This window comes from Shewanella sp. SP2S2-4, assembly GCF_031932025.1.
GTDB lineage: Bacteria > Pseudomonadota > Gammaproteobacteria > Enterobacterales > Shewanellaceae > Shewanella > Shewanella baltica.
The window spans coordinates 70835-88094 of the sequence record NZ_JAUOER010000023.1 but is presented as its reverse complement, the minus strand read 5'-3'; the positions used below and the strand labels follow the sequence as shown (position 1 = coordinate 88094).

The following is a 17260-nucleotide window of genomic DNA, read 5'->3' as shown; positions in this document are numbered from 1 at the left end:
GCGGTGCCCGTCGTGCCCGTTTGACCGGTCACGGTGACGCTGAAGTTTTCAGCTCCCTCATAGACGTTGTCATCATTGGTTTGGACACGCAGTTGTAGCGAGGTGGTGCCCGCCGCTAGGGTGACGATACCGTCGGCGGGGACGGCGACCCAGTTGGTGCCATCAAAGTATTCCAGCGTACCGATGTCACCGGCTTCGGTATCCCCCGCATTGAGGGTCAGTTTGACCGTGGTGGCCGTGTCGGCCGCTGCAGACAAGCTCACAGTGAACAGCGCCGTGCTGCCTTCGTTGAGGGTGCCGGCATTGGTGATAGAGACCGATGGGCGATCATCATCTGGGTTCGGGCCAGGACCGGTGCCGTCGTCGACAATGGTTGTTGTGGCGCTGCCATTATTACCAACAGCGGCATTACCACCACTCACATTACTGATTTTAATCGTGAAATCTTCAGCACCTTCGTAAACTTCATCGTTAATTGTATTTATATTAAAATTAACGCTGGTTTGCCCTGCAGGGATCAAAACACTGATCACACCAGTGAAATCACTACCGTCGACTGCAGTGCCAGTATAAGTAAATGTAACGGTAACATTTTCAGTGGCGGGTTGATCTAAAGAAACGGTAAAGCTTGCTGTATCACCTTCATTGACGAAGGTTTGATTGGCGCTGATACTGACTTCTGGATAGATTACATCTCCATAGTCGGAATCAGTACCTGTGTTACCAGCAGGGTCTGTTACGCTGGCCTCAGCTGTGTAACCACCTTCAGGTAGAGGCGACATAACATCAACGGCATAGGTACCATCTTGATTTACTGTGGTAGTCAGTGTTTGGGTTGCACCATTGGCGTCGGTTATTAGTATGGTAACGACACTGCCTGGCGTTGCATCGGTTGTGCCTGTAATAGTCGGAGTATCATCTGTAGTGTTATCCGGTGCTTCCACAGTGACTGTAGGTGCTGTGTTATCAACATTACCATTATCTGTGGCTTCACCTGTATTGCCTGCTGGATCTGTCACTGTTGCTACAGCGGTATAGCCGCCTTCAGCGAGTGGATTAGTGACATCTACGGAATAGGTGCCATCAGGGTTTACTGTGGTGGTGAGAGTTTGCTCTGCACCTGTGCTATCTGTCACTACAATCGTAATAGTGCTACCCGGTGGGGCATCAGTCGAACCTGTGATAGTCGGTGTAGTATCTTTGGTATCATCAGGCGCATCAACAGTAATTGTTGGTCCCGTTGTATCAAGTATTGCTGAATCACTGCCTTCTGGAGATACGTTACCTGCACTATCAGTAATAGTCGCGACAACTGTAATCGTTTCGCCTTCCCCAGGAGCTGGAAGGTTGAGATTCACAAAGCCATTGTTGATATCTTCCTGAGTCAATGTGTAGTCAACACCATTAACAGTAAGTGTATCGCCTACATTTGCACCTGTGCCATCTAAGCCAATAGTGACATTGATTTCAGTATTGCCAGCTAGCTCTTCGTTACTAATAAAACCATCATTGTTTGTATCTGTATTGATAGTGACACTAGGCCCCCCATCGGCGACTGGTGTGACATTGATGGTTAATGTTGCTGAAGAGCCAGTGTTGGTGGTGTAAGTAATAACAGGTACTTGGCCATTCCAATTTTCATTGGGTGTAAAGGTATATGAACCATCGGCGTTCAAGACTAAAGTGCCGCCTTCGAGTGTGGCTTCGGTACCTGCTGCGTAAGTGGTACCGCCGACTTCAAAACTCACAACACTTAAGCTTGAGTCTACATCGCTGTCATTATCGAGAACGTTACCTGTGGCAGGTGTATCTTCATCTACTGTATTTGAATCGTTGACCAGAACGGATGCATCATCTACAGGCGATATATTGATGGTTAAGGTCGCGCTGGCACCTGTGTTGGTGGTGTAAGTAATAACAGGTACTTGGCCATTCCAGTTTTCATTGGGCGTAAAGGTATATGAACCATCGGCGTTCAAGACTATAGTGCCGCCTTCGAGTGTGACTTCGGTACCTGCTGCGAAGGTGGTACCGCCGACCTCAAAACTCACAACACTTAAGCTGGAGTCTACATCACTGTCATTATCTAGAACGTTACCTGTGGCAACGGAATCTTCATCGGTCGTATTGCTGTCATTGGCGAGTGCCGATGGGGAATCTGCAGCAATGGTCAGTTGTGGATCATTGGCCGTAGTGCCTGTTAGTGCTTGACCTGTAGTTGAATATCCTGATGTGGCTAAGACTTCGCTACCACTGCGAGCGAGAGTGACATAGCCAGAGTTACCGTCACGGCCTGGAGTGTTCCCTGCTGCGGTTTCTGGAAGATTCTGAGTTGGGTCTTCACCGGATGCAATAAGATCTTGTAATGCTTGGATTTCATCTAAGGCGGCCGCGTCAGTGGCGTTGGTGGCTACTGCGGGTTCGTTGGGGGCAACTTCGTTCGATAGCTTAGTGCCATCGTCGAAGGTGATCTCATAGGTCGCGTTTTCGTCAATATGGAGCACAGCACCTTTTGGGAGTTGTTCGCCATCCTTAGCGGGTTGATTTGAACCATCAACTTCGACATTGATTTGCCCTTTTACTAACTTAAGCAAACCTTTCTTTGATGTAATTACCGATCCCATAATTAGCTCCCAACAGCCAAAGTGTGTTAATTCCACAGACGCACAAATCCAACATATGTGCTGGATTGTGATACAAGTGGTCGAATTTTAGCTAACAAAGTAACGCAAGTCAATTTTTTGACACGTCTGCATTGCTTGCTCTGACTGGGGTTTGCGGTATGTTGGCAGTAAAAAAGACAGGATTCAGATTTGTAACTAGATATAGTAGATATATTTAAAAAAAGGGCTGCATTTAGTATTTTTCAACTTTGTAGTTAAGTATATTTATAACAAATTAATTAGGATTGGAAGGTTAATTTTTTATGAAAACGACACAAACCGACCTAGTGAGTCTCGTTTTTGAGTTCGAATGAAGCAAGAACCTTCGTGAGTGGTAAACGCCGTGACTCACAACAGTGCAAATCACGGCGTTATCTTTATTGATGTCGTAGAGCTATAAGTTAACTGCTTGGCGATAGCTTTGATTGGCGTGACCTTGTTCGCCTAACTGTTCTTGAATCCGTGCGAGCGCCAGCCATGAGGCTTTTGTTGGTTCGAGTCGGCAAACATTCTGCAAGCAGCTTCTGGCTTCTTTCATATCCCGCGTTTGCTGATAAAGCTTAGCTAAGCACATCTGGTAGTCCGCATTATTCTCATGGGTGACTTCATGCTTGAGTAACTGTTTACGGATCTCTGTGTCTTGGGCTGTCGCGATTTCAGGAATTGCATGTAAAAGTGCTGACTCGGGAGAGGTTCGTAACTTTTTCGCGATTAGTTTCAGCGCTTGGTCTTTGCGATTAAAGCGGCATAAACCCATGGCATAAATCGCCAGAAACTCAGACTGATTGCGTTCACTGCGGGATAACCACTGCCAGCATTGCTCTAAAGCTTCTTCACCTTTGATGGCTGCGGCTTTGAGTAACGCGCAATTAGTGGCGATATTGAGCTCATTCAGCTGAGCATCATCGAGGATCTGACGCTTCTTCAAAATAGGTATTAATAGCTTGAGCGCATCCCAATCCTCTTGGGTTCGGTATAACTCAAGGGCGAGTTTGAGTACTGGCGCTTTACTCTTGCTCGTCGGTGCTAATTTATCCAGCTCGGCGCGGGCTAAAGTTAACTCTCCTTGTTTTAACAGATATCGAGTGCGAGTGGTTGCTACGGCATTCGCGGCAAGAGGTTGCGCTGCAGCGCGATCAAGATATTGATCTCGCTCGGCTATTTTTTGTTGATACTGAGCGGCACGGGCCGCAGCAAGTAAGTTAAGCGCAGGGAGTTCGCCATTGTCAGCGCCTTTTATCATGGCGCGTTCTGCTGCAGGCCAATCTTCTTCAGCCAGAGCCAGTGCACCCATTAAGGTATGTTTTTTAGCCGAGCGGCGGCGCCAGTGATGGGGAATAAAACGGCTGCGCAGCATCAGATTGATGGCGCTAATCACTAGCCATTCGAGTACTTGGAATACGGCATAAAATACAATTAACGCAATGATCCCAAAGACTAAGCTGGTCTCAATCTGGTAGTCACCCGCAGCAATATAGACATAACCTGTATTGCCAACCAGCCAAGGGCTGATGCAGAGCCCTATTAGCACAATCCCTAAGAAAACTAATATTTTGATCATAGTGGCGCATCCTCTGATGAGGTCAGCTCGCCATAACTCGTCAGCTGTAATAACAGAGGTTTAGCTGCAAAGGATTTCAGGGTAATAGGATCAAGTTCTAAGGTTGCTAATTTATCGATTTCGGCGATGGCCTCAGCTGTCTTGTGATCTTGCGTATCAAAATAGGTTTGGATCCACTTGCGCGCCATCATCAATGATTGGTGATAAGCCGCTCTGTCATAGCGATATAACGCAAGTTGCGATTGCAGCAGTTTATGGCGAATGTTTTCCACCAGATACCATTGCTGTTCCGGTGCGAGTAAAGCGGGCGCATCGGCGGTTTTGTGGCGTATGGTAATAAAGTCTTGGGTTAACGCTTTCCACGTTTTACCCAGATTGCTCTGCCAATCATTCAAATCACCAGTAATCGTTGTATCTTCTGGCGCATCGGTTTCTGCGTCGGTGCGATTCAGTGGCAGTTTATCGAGTTGTTCAATTAAGGCATCGAGCGCCAATACATTGCCATCAATATCTGTGGTTTTAATGCTGGCCGTGGCGGCGATGTCTTTTGCTAATGCCTTACGAATCGGCAGTAACGCCGGATTATTCATCGCGGCGATGGTTTCATCCGCCGACTTTAATAGATCGGTGGCGGTGCGGGGATCTTTCTCTAACCAAAGTTTACGGCCTGCCATATTTACTAGATATTCGGCTTCAGAGGCCATCCAATGTGTTGGGCTGCGCTGGGCAAGTTTATTGACCCTGTCCTGCAGCTGATTTTGGTCTTCTGCTAATTTTGTTAATTCTTGGTAAGTCTTAGCATCATTCAGTTGCTGCTGTTCAAGCTGTCCAATACGTTGATTTGGCTGCAATAGTGCTTGCTGTAATTGGTCCTGCAGGGCGATATTTTTCGCATCCTGCGCTAGCAGTTGCTGTTGCATCTGTTGGTACAGCATAAAACCGCCACCAAGAGTGCAAGCGGTTAAGCCTAGCGCTAATAACACTCCAAAGCGAATTGCCCACGAGCTTCTATTGGAGGCTGGCGTTTGGCTTGGTGCAGTTGAAGTTGTGGCTTTGGCTGTTTGGGATTCTGTGGATGACGCCGATGTTGCGGATATGTCATCGGTCGTTTCCGGTGACACAATAATAGCGGTAGCCTCTGATTCTGGGCTCTTTGCGTCGTGCTTGTTGTTATCCATTTAACAGTCCTTGAAAACATGCTACTGCCGAAATTCGAGTAAAATCGGGCTAAATAGCGCTTAGAGTTTAAGGGCGTTTAGCACGGCTTTGCTGTTGGCGGCATTGGCATTGGTGACTTGGGTTATACCAAAGGCGTGAGCTTGAGCTTCTACTCGGTTACTTGGGACTATGATATGACATGAGCGCAGCCATGCAAATAACTCTTTTGGCACTAAATTAATCAGGTTATCCAGTACTTCACCGCTGGTCACCACAATCGTGTCTATCCCGAAGGCTTGCCATTGCAGAGCTAACTGTTGACCATCGAGTGGCGGGCAAGCTCGTTGATACACTTCCCAATAGCGCAAATGTGCACCGCGCTCAGCCAGTTGTTCGGCTAAGGCTTCGCGGCCACCGACACCACGTATAATAGTAATCTGCTTACCTTTAATCTCTTGCAGCGGCGCGAGCGTGAGTAGCCCTTCGGTCTGCTGGCAATCATCAGGGGCTTCGAGGGCAGAAATACCGAGCTGGTTTAATGCTTCCCAAGTCGCATGCCCTACCGCGAAGTACTGAGCTGGAGGCCAAGCTTTGGTGTTTGGATTCGCAGAAGTTAAGGCGTTATCTGCAAAAGTCACAGCATTGGCGCTGATGCAGATAATCATATCGGCGTGTGCCAAAGGATGCGGGGTATTCGTTGCGATAGCGGGCGTTGCTTCGACACACAGCAGAGGTGTGACCCAGTGAGCAATGCCTCGTTCATTCAAGGCATCGACCATGGACTGATTGCGCCCCTCGGGGCGCGTCAGTAAGACTTTCATTGACTTAGGCTTTAGCGTAAACGGCGTCGAGAATGCTTTTGGCACCTTTGCTGAGTAACTCTTCAGCAAGGGCAACACCTAATTGTGTAGCTTCGGTTTTTGGACCTGTGATCACGCCTTCGATGATTTCACTGCCATCTGGGTTACCGACTAAGCCGCGTAACGTCATCTCGTCACCATCGATTTCAGCAAATGCACCAATCGGCACTTGGCATCCACCTTCAAGGCGCGTGTTCATCGCGCGCTCGGCCAGAACACGGTAGCGCGTTTCTAAATGTTCTAATGGTGCCAGTAGCGCTTTAACACGTTCGTCGTTGATGCGGCATTCGATACCCACGGCGCCTTGGCCATTGGCGGGTAAGGATTCTTCGGCAGAAATAAAGCTGGCAATACGCTCAGACAATTTCAGACGGATTAAGCCAGCAGCGGCAAGAATAATGGCATCGTATTCGCCGTTATCAAGCTTAGCTAAACGAGTTCCAACGTTACCGCGTAAATCTTTGATGATGAGGTCGGGACGTGATGCACGTATCTGACATTGACGACGTAGGCTCGAGGTGCCCACAGTTGCGCCTAATGGTAATTCGCTGATCGATTTATATAAATTCGATACAAAGGCATCGCGAGGATCTTCGCGCTCGCAAATAACTTCAAGGCCTAAGCCTTCAGGGAAGTCGACTGGCACGTCTTTCATTGAGTGCACGGCGATATCGGCAAGATCGTCTAACATAGCGACTTCAAGCTCTTTGACGAACAAACCTTTACCGCCCACTTTGGCTAGCGGCGTATCTAAGATAACGTCGCCTTTAGTGCTCATTGGCAGCAATTCCACCACAATACCTGGGTGAATGCGTTCTAATTCGGCTTTAACAAATTCAGCTTGCCACATGGCCAGCGGACTCTTGCGGGTTGCGATACGTATGCGGTTCTCAGACATGCCTAGTTTCCATCAAAGATCTTAGTTGCACCAATGCTAACATTGGCAAATCGTTTATGTAAGGAAGCCGTATCGATTCTTTGAAGTCGGCGATGTTCTCAATTGCGTAAAAGTGTGACGGACTTCACATTTGGTTGCTCGTGTTTGCAAAAGTGTTAACATGGGCACTCTTCTCATCAGTGTTTAAGTGTTGTGTTTTAAAATGGATCGGCAGATACAATTTCCTGATATAGCTGAAAGACTTAATAAGGTCCGCATTGCGCGCGCCTTGGCTTTACTATCGCCGTTGCAAAAACACTTATTCCATTTGATCCCCTTTTTAATTCACCAGAACAGCGTTCAGTATCCCGGCTATCATGCCGCTAATACGCCCTGTGGCATTAATGAGTATCAGCTTGGCGAAATTGAATCCCAAGCCTGTGATGTTTTATCGCTGCCCTTTATTACTCAAGAAACTGACATCAACGCGTTTGAAGGCGTTTATGCCATGGGCAGTACTGGCAGCTTTGGCCAAAATACCAAGAGCGATGTCGATGTTTGGTTAGTGCATAGGGCTGATTTAAGCCCAGAAGAGTTAGCGCTGATCAGGATTAAAACCGATAGATTGACGGCTTGGTTTGCCGAGTATCAGTTTGAGGTGAACTTTTACTTAGTTCATCCGCAACAGTTTTGTGGTGATCAAACGCAGCGTGGTTGCCAGTCAGCCATGGCCCATGAGCACAGTGGTAGTACTCAGCACTGGTTATTACTGGAAGAATTTTATCGTAGTCAAATACGTCTGGCGGGTAAAACGATTGCATGGTGGCCAGACGCTAAACTTAATCCCGCACTCTTGTTTTTAGGCGATGTACATGAATTACCTGCGAGTGAGTACTTTGGCGCTTCGCTATGGCAGCTCTATAAAGGCTTAGAAAAGCCCCATAAGGCGCTGATTAAAGTATTGCTGCTCGAGGCTTATGCCAGCGATTATCCACATTCAACTGTGCTTTGTGATCGCCTCTGGCAGAAAACTTTAGCTGGCGATTTTTCGACATCGAATGATGCCTATTACTCTATCTACGAGATTATCGAAACCTATTTGCTTAAGCAGAATGATACCCGTCGACTTGAGATTGCACGGCGCTGCTTTTATCTCAAATGTGGCGTGCACTTGAGCCGAACCCAAGAGGGCAAAGATTGGCGTTATCCTAAACTGCAAAAATTGGTGCAGGATTGGCAATGGCCCGATAGTTTGATCAGCACCCTAGACGATTGTGAACATTGGCACAGTGGTCAGCTCAATTGGTTTAACGAGCAGTTGAATGAACTTTTGTTGGCAAGCTACCAAACTTTACTGCGCTTTGCATCGACCCATGAGCTTAATGAAGGCTTGCGGATTGAAGAACTGGGCATGCTGACTCGTAAATTACACACTTATTTTAGCCAAGATGAAGACCAAATCGCTAAGCTGAATTTACTGTGGAGTGTCTCGGTCGCCGAGTCCGAAGTGACTATGGTATCAAGCTCTCGCGAGCGGAAATATTATCTTTATCGCCAAGGGCCGCAGCCACTAAATCTGTTGGGTGAGTCGGCGATATGTAAGGGTAAAACGCCATCCGCCTTAATGATCTGGGCATGTCTAAACGGAATTTCGACGCCTGATACGCAATGGCATGAATATGGTCAGAGTAAGGCAAAGTCGAAACGGCTTACCGAAGCTTCTAAGCGGTTACTGAATTTTATCGACCACGACTGGCGGGTATCTAAACGTGACTTATGCCAGCCATGGCATTTTCGTAAGCTGATTTTCGTGCTTAATCTGGATTGCGATCCCACGATTGAATGGCAAGGACAGGAAATGATGGTCGATGTGATGAATGCGAACGTGTTCTCACTCGGGCGTAAAAAAGCCAATATGCTTGGGGCGTTAGATGCCATTTGTTTGAATAGTTGGGGTGAATGGCAGTGTCATCGCTTCGAAGGCGATACGGCGGTATTGCAAGCCTTAGCTTTTGTGACGCCGGGACTAAGACGGGCCAGCTTACCCGTGGACATGGATGTGATCAGCTGTTCACAGAAGTTACGTCCACAGCTTAAATTAGCAGTGAAAAATCTATTAAAACAAACCATGCGTTTGTGCCAAAAAGTGCAGCAATCCAGCACTTTAGTGCAGCCGCTACAGATAAGTCATACTCGTTATGGGATCTTTTTTAATCCCTTAGGCATGGCCTATCAGGATTTGAGCGACGCTAAGTCTTTTTATCAGCAGTTATCCCGTAGTCATCTTGTGCTGCTGCCACGGCCTGAATTGGGTGACGATCCCTTTTCGAGTATGCCTAAAGTGGTGCAGAACTATGCGGCGAAAGGGGCTATTCAATATTTTCTACGCCAACGAGTCGATAACTTGGATGTATTTATTCTCGATGAGGAAAACCAGCTGAGTCACTATGTGCAGGCGGGATCAAATATGGCCGAATTAGTGAATAAAGTCAGTCACCATTATGTGTTCGATGAACATTATGCTTCACGGGCGCGGTTTAATATTCCGCAGTTTTTCCATCTAGTGCGAGTGGCGGGGGAGTTAACTGTAGCGCCGTTCGGTATCGATGTGAGCGATCAAGACACTGAGTTTTAAGCTGGATTTTGAACATAAATAATGGGAGCCAAGGCTCCCATTATTGTTTGGCACTGCACTATTATGGCTTGCGCTACGTATGACTTAGATTAAAAGCTAAGCTCAATTCCGCCTTGGCGTGCGATAGACTCTTGCACGAATGGCATAAACTCGCCGCCATTACGTCCGTCCATCCATTTACCTTCAACAAAACCAAAGTGATATCCACCAAAGCGTGTGGCGACCCAAATCTCATGCAAAGGTTCTTGCTTGTTGATCACTATCTTAGAGCCATCAATAAATTCTAATTGCAATACGTTGCCACTGGCATCGATATCAACATCGGCATCTTGCTCATCAATCGCAGTTTCAATCGCATTTTCTATGGCTTGGAACATGTCATCGGCGAGCTGGTGAAATTCTGTATCTGTCATGGCCATGCATTTCTGTCCTTTGCTTTCGTCAAGATGGGTGCGATTATAAGGCCATTAGTCACCAGATGCACAGATGTTGAGAAAAATGAGACTGTTTTTATTGTTATTGCTTGGTAGCCTATTCATTACGGCATGCGGCCAAAAAGGCCCCCTCTATCGTTCGCCCGCCACAGAGGTAAATCAACCTAAAAAGGTTGATGAAGCTAAAACTGTGCCTGAAGTGGAAGAGATTAAAACCGAAATTAGAGCCATCGAAGCACAAAAAACACAACAATAACAATCGCTATAACTACAACGACCATCACTATCGCAGCGATAAAGCGCAGTAAGGAATCAGACATTGGATCACTTTCTCTACCAACAAAATGCCCTGCACGCCGAAGGCTGCCAGGTTGCCGATTTAGCTCAAACCTATGGCACACCGTTGTATATCTATTCCCGCGCCACGCTAGAGCGCCATTGGCATGCCTTTAATAATGCCGTGGCAGATCATCCACATTTGATTTGTTACGCAGTTAAAGCCAATGCGAACTTGGCCGTACTGAATGTGCTGGCACGTTTAGGCAGTGGTTTTGATATTGTGTCGGGCGGTGAGTTAGCCAGAGTGATAGAAGCGGGCGGCGATCCCGCCAAAGTGGTGTTCTCTGGCGTGGGTAAAACAGCGGCTGAAATGGAACAGGCACTTAATCTGGGCATTTATTGCTTTAATGTCGAATCGAGTGCCGAGCTTGAGCAGTTAAATCTGGTCGCAGGGCGTTTAGGTAAAGTCGCGCCTGTGTCCCTGCGGATTAATCCCGATGTGGATGCGGGAACCCATCCCTACATTTCGACTGGCCTTAAAGAAAACAAATTCGGTATTGCTATGGATGAGGCTGAAATCGTTTTCGCCCGTGCCCATGCGTTGCCACATTTAAAAGTGAAAGGTGTCGATTGCCATATCGGCTCACAACTGACTGAAATCAAGCCATTCCTCGATGCGATGGATCGTATGCTTGCGTTAATCGACCGTTTGGCCGAGCAGGGTATCGTTATTGAGCATTTCGATGTGGGTGGTGGTTTAGGGGTGACCTATGATGCCGAAACGCCGCCGCATCCTGATGTGTATGCCGCCGCCATATTGGCGCGTTTGGGCGACCGTCAACTGAAGCTGATCTTCGAGCCGGGCCGTGCGATTGCCGCCAATGCGGGGATTTTTGTTACTCAAGTGCTGTATCTTAAAGAAAACAGCGACAAACGTTTTGCGATTGTCGATGGCGCGATGAATGACTTGATTCGTCCCGCACTCTACAGTGCATGGCAAAATATTATCCCAGTCGTGCCAAGGGACTCAGAGGCCTATGAGTTTGATATTGTTGGTCCAGTGTGCGAAACCGGAGACTTTTTAGGTAAAAATCGCCAGCTCGCGTTAGCGGCGGGTGATTTACTGGCGGTGCGTTCGAGTGGTGCCTATGGTTTTGCTATGGCCTCTAACTACAACACTCGTCCTCGTGCGGCTGAAGTGATGGTCGATGGTGAGCAGGCTTTCTTAGTGCGTGAGCGAGAAAAATTGTCTCAGCTCTGGCAAGGTGAGCAACTCCTGCCGTAAACTAGAAAAATTATATTGATTCAGGCGCTTGGTTTCATACTTTATGAGCGGCGCCTCGGCTTAAAGGATAAGTATCTTGATCCAATTCACTAAGATGCACGGACTGGGCAACGATTTTATGGTGGTCGATGGGGTCACGCAGAACGTGTTCTTTTCGCCTGAGCAGATCCGCCGTTTAGCCGACCGTAACTTTGGCATAGGTTTCGACCAACTACTCTTAGTTGAGCCGCCCTATGATCCCGATTTAGATTTTCATTATCGCATCTTCAATGCCGATGGCACTGAAGTCGAACAATGCGGCAATGGCGCCCGCTGTTTCGCCCGTTTTGTGCGTAATAAAGGCCTGACAAATAAGAGTAAAATCCGTGTCAGTACTTCGTCTGGCAAGATGACTTTGCGCTTAGAGCGAGACGGTACTGTTACCGTGAATATGGGCGTGCCGATCCTCGAACCGAGTCAGATCCCCTTCAAAGCCAAGAAACCTGAAAAAACCTATTTACTGCAAACACCGCTGCAAACCTTTTTATGTGGCGCGGCTTCTATGGGTAATCCCCATTGCGTGCTCGACGTTGAAGATGTGGCGAGCGCCTCCGTTGCTGAAATTGGTGCCATGCTCACTAAGCATGAGCGTTTTCCGCGCGGTGTGAATGTGGGATTTATGCAAGTAGTGGATTCGGGCCACATTAAGCTGCGGGTGTATGAGCGCGGCGCGGCCGAAACCTTGGCCTGTGGCACTGGCGCGTGTGCAGCTGTAGTTGTGGGTCAAGTGCAAGGAAAGCTCGGCCAGCAAGTGCGGGTGGATTTACCCGGTGGCACCTTAACCATCAACTGGGAAGGCGAGGGTAAACCTTTGTGGATGACGGGCCCTGCGCAGCACGTTTACGATGGACAAATTCAGTTATGACAGAGCCCTTGATGCCGCAGACGGATGTGCCTTTCGATGAGTTGATTATTCGCGAATATCTGCTGGATAATCCCGACTTTTTTAATCGCTATCCCGAGCTGCTGCTGGCGATGCGCTTGCCTCACATGGAACGCGGCGCCATCTCTTTGGTGGAACGTCGCCAAGAAATGCTGCGCCAGCGAGTGAGCCAGTTGGAAGAAGAAATCACTAGCCTGTTAACCATGGCGGCGCGTAACGAGAAGATTTACCAATTCAATACTGAGTTATCCTTCCAGCTATTAAATTGTGCCGATCTAGTGTCACTTAAAGAAGTGTTGGCCGACAGTTTGAAATTACAGTTTAATTTCAGCCATGTGCGTTTGATCAGCGTTCTCGATACCGATATGAAGGCAATATGGGATCAAAGGCTGCATAAAGGTCACTATTTTGGCCGACTCACGCAGCAAGAGGCTAAACGCCTATTTGGTAGCGAAGTGGGGTCAGTGGCACTGACGAAATTGTCGGAAGACAACCCAGTCATTTTTGCTATTGCTAGCCAAGATGCCACCCATTTTCATCCCGATATGGATAACATGCTGCTGGAACAACTGCGGCGTTTACTGGCGCACATGCTCGCTAAGCTGTAATGGCTGTCGAGCGATTGTGCTCACTCAAGGCTTAGCAAAACCCATGAGGAAACCGATATGAGTACGCAAACAGCCGAAGTGTCGGCGCTTAATACTCAATGGTTACAAACCTTTGAACGCTATCTGAGTACCGAGCGGCAGTTGTCGGCCCATACAGTACGTAATTACCTTTACGAGCTTCATCGCGGTAGCGATCTCTTGCCTGACGGCGTGCATCTACTCAATGTGAGCCGAGAGCATTGGCAGCAAGTATTGTCTAAATTGCACCGCAAAGGCTTAAGCCCGCGATCGCTTTCTCTGTGTTTATCTGCGGTAAAACAATGGGGTGAATTTCTGCTGCGCGAAGGTGTGATCGAGCTTAATCCTGCCAAAGGCTTAAGTGCTCCCAAACAAGCCAAACCGCTGCCGAAGAATATCGATGTCGATGCCATCAGTCATTTGCTGGACATTGAAGGCACGGATCCCCTAAGCCTGCGGGATAAAGCTATGATGGAATTGTTTTATTCCAGTGGTTTACGTTTAGCTGAACTCGCCGCACTTAATTTATCCAGTGTGCAATACGATTTGAAAGAAGTGCGAGTCTTAGGTAAAGGCAATAAGGAACGTATCGTCCCCGTCGGTCGTTTGGCGATTGCTGCGCTGCAGAATTGGCTCAATTGCCGAAAGCAGATCCCCAGTGAAGATAACGCCTTATTTGTGACCGAAAAGGGCAAGCGACTCTCCCATCGTAGTATTCAGGCGCGGATGGCGAAATGGGGGCAAGAGCAGGCATTATCGGTGCGCGTGCATCCACATAAACTGCGCCACTCCTTTGCCACTCACATGTTAGAAGCGAGCGCCGATCTGCGGGCGGTGCAAGAATTATTGGGCCATGCGAACCTAGCGACCACGCAAATTTATACCAGTTTGGATTTCCAACACTTAGCTAAGGTGTATGATAACGCCCATCCTAGAGCGAAAAAAACACAGGATAAATAATGCGTTGCTATCTTAGACCTCAAAATATTCAAGCGATCAGTTTCGATCTCGACGATACCCTGTACGACAATTTACCGCATATTTTAAATGCCGAAGCCGAGCTAGCGACGTTTCTGTTGCAGACTTATCCATTGTCGCAGGCGTGGCAAACCCATGATTGGCGCAGGCTAAAGCTGCAACTGCTGCAGCAAAATCGCGAGCTCGCCCACGACACCAGCGCAGCCCGTTTGGCAACGCTTCGCCAAGGGCTAATACAGCTAGGGTATTCGGCCGTTGAAGCCGAACGCGGCGCCGAGCAAGGATTAGCGTGTTTTTATTTTCATCGCAGCCATTTTCAAGTATCTGACAAAGTGCTCTTGTTACTCAAACGCCTATCGCAGCATTTTAGATTAATTGGCATCACCAATGGCAATGTGGATGCCGAGCGAATTGGTTTAGGCGATGCCTTCGAGTTTGTGTTGCATCCTGGCAATGGCGTGCATATGAAACCCGCTAAAGACATGTTTGAATTGGCCTGCTCGCGACTAAATATTGCACCGCAACATTTACTGCATGTTGGCGATAGTATGAATGCCGATGTGCGCGGGGCGCGGTTGGCAGGATGCCAGTCGGTGTGGTTGAATCCGAGTTTTGGCCGAGTCGATTCCTTACCTATTGCGGCCTTGTTACCCCATTTAGAAATTAATACTCTCGATGCGTTAATCAAAGTGCTGGCTATCGACGCAAACGAATCCCGCGAGCATTGTTGAATCTGCATCTTTGCTAATCTAAGGGTGATTGAGATCAAGGTTTGCCTCCTAAATTTGCACTAGAGTTAAGCCTAATATTACTGAAGTCACTGACTAAGGCTGTGTTATGGCGCGTATCGGGTTGTTATTACTGCTCACTTTATGTTGGACAGCGCCGGTATCGGCCCATGAGATCCATTCGGGTGGCGGTTTCATGTCGGGTTTTAATCATCCGGTATTGGGATTTGATCACTTGCTGGCTATGTTGAGCGTAGGCATGTTGAGCACCCAGCTCGGTGGCCGCGCAATTTGGACTGTCCCCTTAGCGTTTGTCACCTTTATGTTAGTGGGCGGGATTTTAGGCTTATACGCCATTGCCGTTCCCTTCGTTGAAATCGGCATTGCCCTCTCGGTATTGTTACTCGGTCTTGCCATCGCTTTTGATCGGCAAATCCCATTGTTATTTGCCATGGCCTTTGTGGGCGTATTTGCGATTTTCCACGGACATGCCCACGGCGCAGAAATGCCTGAATTGGCAAGCCCGGTCTTGTATGCCCTAGGTTTTTTATTTGGCACTGCAGTGATCCATTTAGGCGGCGTTATGATAGGCCTTGGAATGCAGCGGATGACAGGACAACGCAACTTAATGCGTGTCACGGGCGCAGCGATTGCGGCCATGGGCGGTTATTTATTAGCAGGATTTTGACGTAATAGCATGCCGAATTAACGCGCCTTGAGTTGCTTCATGCAAAGATGGGCGCGGCGTAACAGTAGATTGACCTGCAGACGGCTCGCATGCATGTCGGCATCTCCCACCCTAAAATAACTCCCTGTGTAAGGATCGCCGCCGACATAGATAGGTTTTAGCTGCTCTGGTGCCAGCGGTACGCGGATACGAATCAGCTTTTTATTCATAATTTCAATAATCTGCACATCTGATATCGCCAAAATATTATGGCTAGTGCGGCTAGGATTATCGAGGATTTCCCAGAACTCTTGTAAAACAGGAAGCGGATTGGGAATACCTTCAATGCTGAAATGGCCACGTTCTTCGCGTACGCCTAGGATGATCTCGCCACCCAAGGTGTTAGCAAAGGAGCTATAAGTCGCCCAAATATCTTCGGGTAATTGACCTAGTCCGTCGCGGCCACCGGCGAGTTTAAACTCTACTTGGGCCGATTCGTGCAAATTGGCAATATCATCGAGTGCAAATGATTGAAATGTCATGGCAGCTTATCCGTCAGCGACACATAACTTGTTGTAGCACGCCAACAATTGAAAGGCCAGACCTAGGTCCAGCCTTAAAATTCTGCAGATGATCCGAAATTTAAGGGACATCACAGCAGAAACAGCCAATCGATTATTGAGCGAGACCTAATGCCTTAGGAAATAGAATATTGTTTTCTAAGTGAATATGCTGATGTAAATCAGCCTCAAATTCCGCTAGCGTGGCATAACACACACGCCACGTAGTGCAAGCATGTTCCGGTGGTGTGAAGTCGTTCGTGAGCTCGTGTAATTTTTGCAAGATCAAACCGACTTCTTCATGTTCGTGCTGCATCGCATTGATGGGATTACCAATATGGCCAAAGCAAGTTTCAATGTGCTCTGCTTGACTCAAGCCGCGGATCGCCGGAAACAGTATTTTTTCTTCTTTCATTAAATGCGGCATCAGGTCTTCAACTAAAGCACGTATCCAACCCGCAAAGGGAATAATTTCGGCATGGTGCTCACCGTGGGCGCGCACCATTTTCTCGGAATATTCGACCAACAACGGGGCTTTTTCGCGCACATACTGATGGTGTGTCGACTCGATATAGTCGACAAGTTGATCTAAAGGTAATTGATTCAATTCATCTTCTTTGCTGCCAGTCAGTGTTACCGCATTCAGCGCAGCAACCACTTTTGCGGGATCTATTTCTGCACGCTCGCAGGCGATCGACAGCGGTTTACCGCCGCCACAACAGAAATCGATACCAAATTGGCTGAACACATGGGCGCGGCGAAAATCTTCGGCAACTAACTCACCGACTTTTCGTGCTAGCCAGTGGCTATCTTGAGCGCTCTCACTGAGCTCTGAACCTTGACCAAGTTGTGAATCATGGCGAGGTTGATAACCCACACCATGAACTGAGGGTTGTGCATCTTGCGGGATAGAAGTAGCAGACATGAATAGCTCCAAAGCAGCAATAAATTTACATTCATATTATTTGCAGCTTTAATGCGTAGCAACTAAACCCGACTAAAATACTCAGGATTTGCTGATGGTGTC

General features: G+C 47.9%; 16 protein-coding genes. 8 read left to right on the top strand and 8 right to left on the bottom strand.

Going from position 1 to position 17260, the window contains the following annotated elements; all coding sequences use genetic code 11:
* From Q4Q54_RS16825 to hemC, 5 genes are all read right to left on the bottom strand, one after another.
* Positions 1 to 2624 (bottom strand): retention module-containing protein (locus tag Q4Q54_RS16825; protein ID WP_311989040.1); only part of this gene is annotated, 2624 nt, incomplete at its 3' end.
* A gap of 433 nt (positions 2625 to 3057) precedes the next feature.
* On the bottom strand, positions 3058 to 4224 hold the full coding sequence (locus Q4Q54_RS16820; RefSeq protein WP_311989039.1) for a heme biosynthesis HemY N-terminal domain-containing protein: 1167 nt from the start codon (positions 4222 to 4224) through the stop codon (positions 3058 to 3060).
* Entirely contained in the window at positions 4221 to 5402 is a 1182-nt protein-coding gene (locus Q4Q54_RS16815; protein ID WP_311891907.1) for a uroporphyrinogen-III C-methyltransferase, read from the bottom strand. The genes Q4Q54_RS16820 and Q4Q54_RS16815 overlap by 4 nt, the downstream gene beginning before the upstream one ends.
* A gap of 60 nt (positions 5403 to 5462) precedes the next feature.
* The gene (locus Q4Q54_RS16810; protein WP_311906511.1) at positions 5463 to 6203 is read right to left on the bottom strand and encodes a uroporphyrinogen-III synthase; all 741 of its coding nucleotides are present in this window, start codon (positions 6201 to 6203) and stop codon (positions 5463 to 5465) included.
* A 4-nt stretch (positions 6204 to 6207) separates the two neighbouring features.
* Complete coding sequence (gene hemC / locus Q4Q54_RS16805) at positions 6208 to 7140, bottom strand: hydroxymethylbilane synthase (RefSeq protein ID WP_006083428.1); 933 nt, start codon at positions 7138 to 7140, stop codon at positions 6208 to 6210.
* A 202-nt stretch (positions 7141 to 7342) separates the two neighbouring features.
* On the opposite strand from hemC, the gene Q4Q54_RS16800 reads away from it, so the two are divergent.
* On the top strand, positions 7343 to 9754 hold the full coding sequence (locus Q4Q54_RS16800) for a class I adenylate cyclase (protein WP_311989038.1): 2412 nt from the start codon (positions 7343 to 7345) through the stop codon (positions 9752 to 9754).
* An 89-nt stretch (positions 9755 to 9843) separates the two neighbouring features.
* Here Q4Q54_RS16800 and cyaY read toward each other — a convergent pair whose 3' ends face one another.
* The gene (gene cyaY / locus Q4Q54_RS16795) at positions 9844 to 10173 is read right to left on the bottom strand and encodes an iron donor protein CyaY (protein ID WP_311989037.1); all 330 of its coding nucleotides are present in this window, start codon (positions 10171 to 10173) and stop codon (positions 9844 to 9846) included.
* Between the two features lie 79 nt (positions 10174 to 10252).
* Here cyaY and lptM point away from each other — a divergent pair, with 79 nt between their 5' ends.
* The 7 genes from lptM to Q4Q54_RS16760 all read left to right on the top strand — a co-directional run bounded on the left by lptM (position 10253) and on the right by Q4Q54_RS16760 (position 15694).
* Entirely contained in the window at positions 10253 to 10444 is a 192-nt protein-coding gene (lptM, locus tag Q4Q54_RS16790; protein ID WP_006083425.1) for an LPS translocon maturation chaperone LptM, read from the top strand.
* Positions 10445 to 10507: 63 nt separating this feature from the next.
* Positions 10508 to 11752, top strand: a complete 1245-nt coding sequence (lysA, locus tag Q4Q54_RS16785; protein WP_126492961.1) for a diaminopimelate decarboxylase — start codon at positions 10508 to 10510, stop codon at positions 11750 to 11752.
* A gap of 76 nt (positions 11753 to 11828) precedes the next feature.
* Positions 11829 to 12656 carry a diaminopimelate epimerase gene (gene dapF, locus Q4Q54_RS16780; protein ID WP_311989036.1) on the top strand — a complete coding sequence of 276 codons (828 nt, stop codon included), beginning with the start codon at positions 11829 to 11831 and terminating at the stop codon, positions 12654 to 12656.
* Positions 12653 to 13282 (top strand): DUF484 family protein, encoded by a 630-nt coding sequence (locus Q4Q54_RS16775; protein WP_011848049.1) that lies wholly within the window; start codon positions 12653 to 12655, stop codon positions 13280 to 13282. The genes dapF and Q4Q54_RS16775 overlap by 4 nt, the downstream gene beginning before the upstream one ends.
* A 57-nt stretch (positions 13283 to 13339) precedes the next feature.
* On the top strand, positions 13340 to 14260 hold the full coding sequence (xerC, locus tag Q4Q54_RS16770; protein WP_311989035.1) for a tyrosine recombinase XerC: 921 nt from the start codon (positions 13340 to 13342) through the stop codon (positions 14258 to 14260).
* Positions 14260 to 15009, top strand: a complete 750-nt coding sequence (locus Q4Q54_RS16765) for an HAD-IA family hydrolase (protein ID WP_311989034.1) — start codon at positions 14260 to 14262, stop codon at positions 15007 to 15009. The genes xerC and Q4Q54_RS16765 overlap by 1 nt, the downstream gene beginning before the upstream one ends.
* 106 nt (positions 15010 to 15115) lie before the next feature.
* A complete protein-coding gene (locus Q4Q54_RS16760) occupies positions 15116 to 15694 on the top strand; it encodes a HupE/UreJ family protein (RefSeq protein ID WP_311891913.1) in 579 nt (192 codons plus the stop codon).
* A 17-nt stretch (positions 15695 to 15711) separates the two neighbouring features.
* Here the strand turns inward: Q4Q54_RS16760 and Q4Q54_RS16755 are convergent, their stop codons facing one another.
* Positions 15712 to 16215 carry a helix-turn-helix domain-containing protein gene (locus Q4Q54_RS16755; RefSeq protein ID WP_063884684.1) on the bottom strand — a complete coding sequence of 168 codons (504 nt, stop codon included), beginning with the start codon at positions 16213 to 16215 and terminating at the stop codon, positions 15712 to 15714.
* A gap of 133 nt (positions 16216 to 16348) precedes the next feature.
* The gene (gene ric, locus Q4Q54_RS16750; protein WP_311989033.1) at positions 16349 to 17158 is read right to left on the bottom strand and encodes an iron-sulfur cluster repair di-iron protein; all 810 of its coding nucleotides are present in this window, start codon (positions 17156 to 17158) and stop codon (positions 16349 to 16351) included.
* Positions 17159 to 17260: the final 102 nt, after the last annotated feature.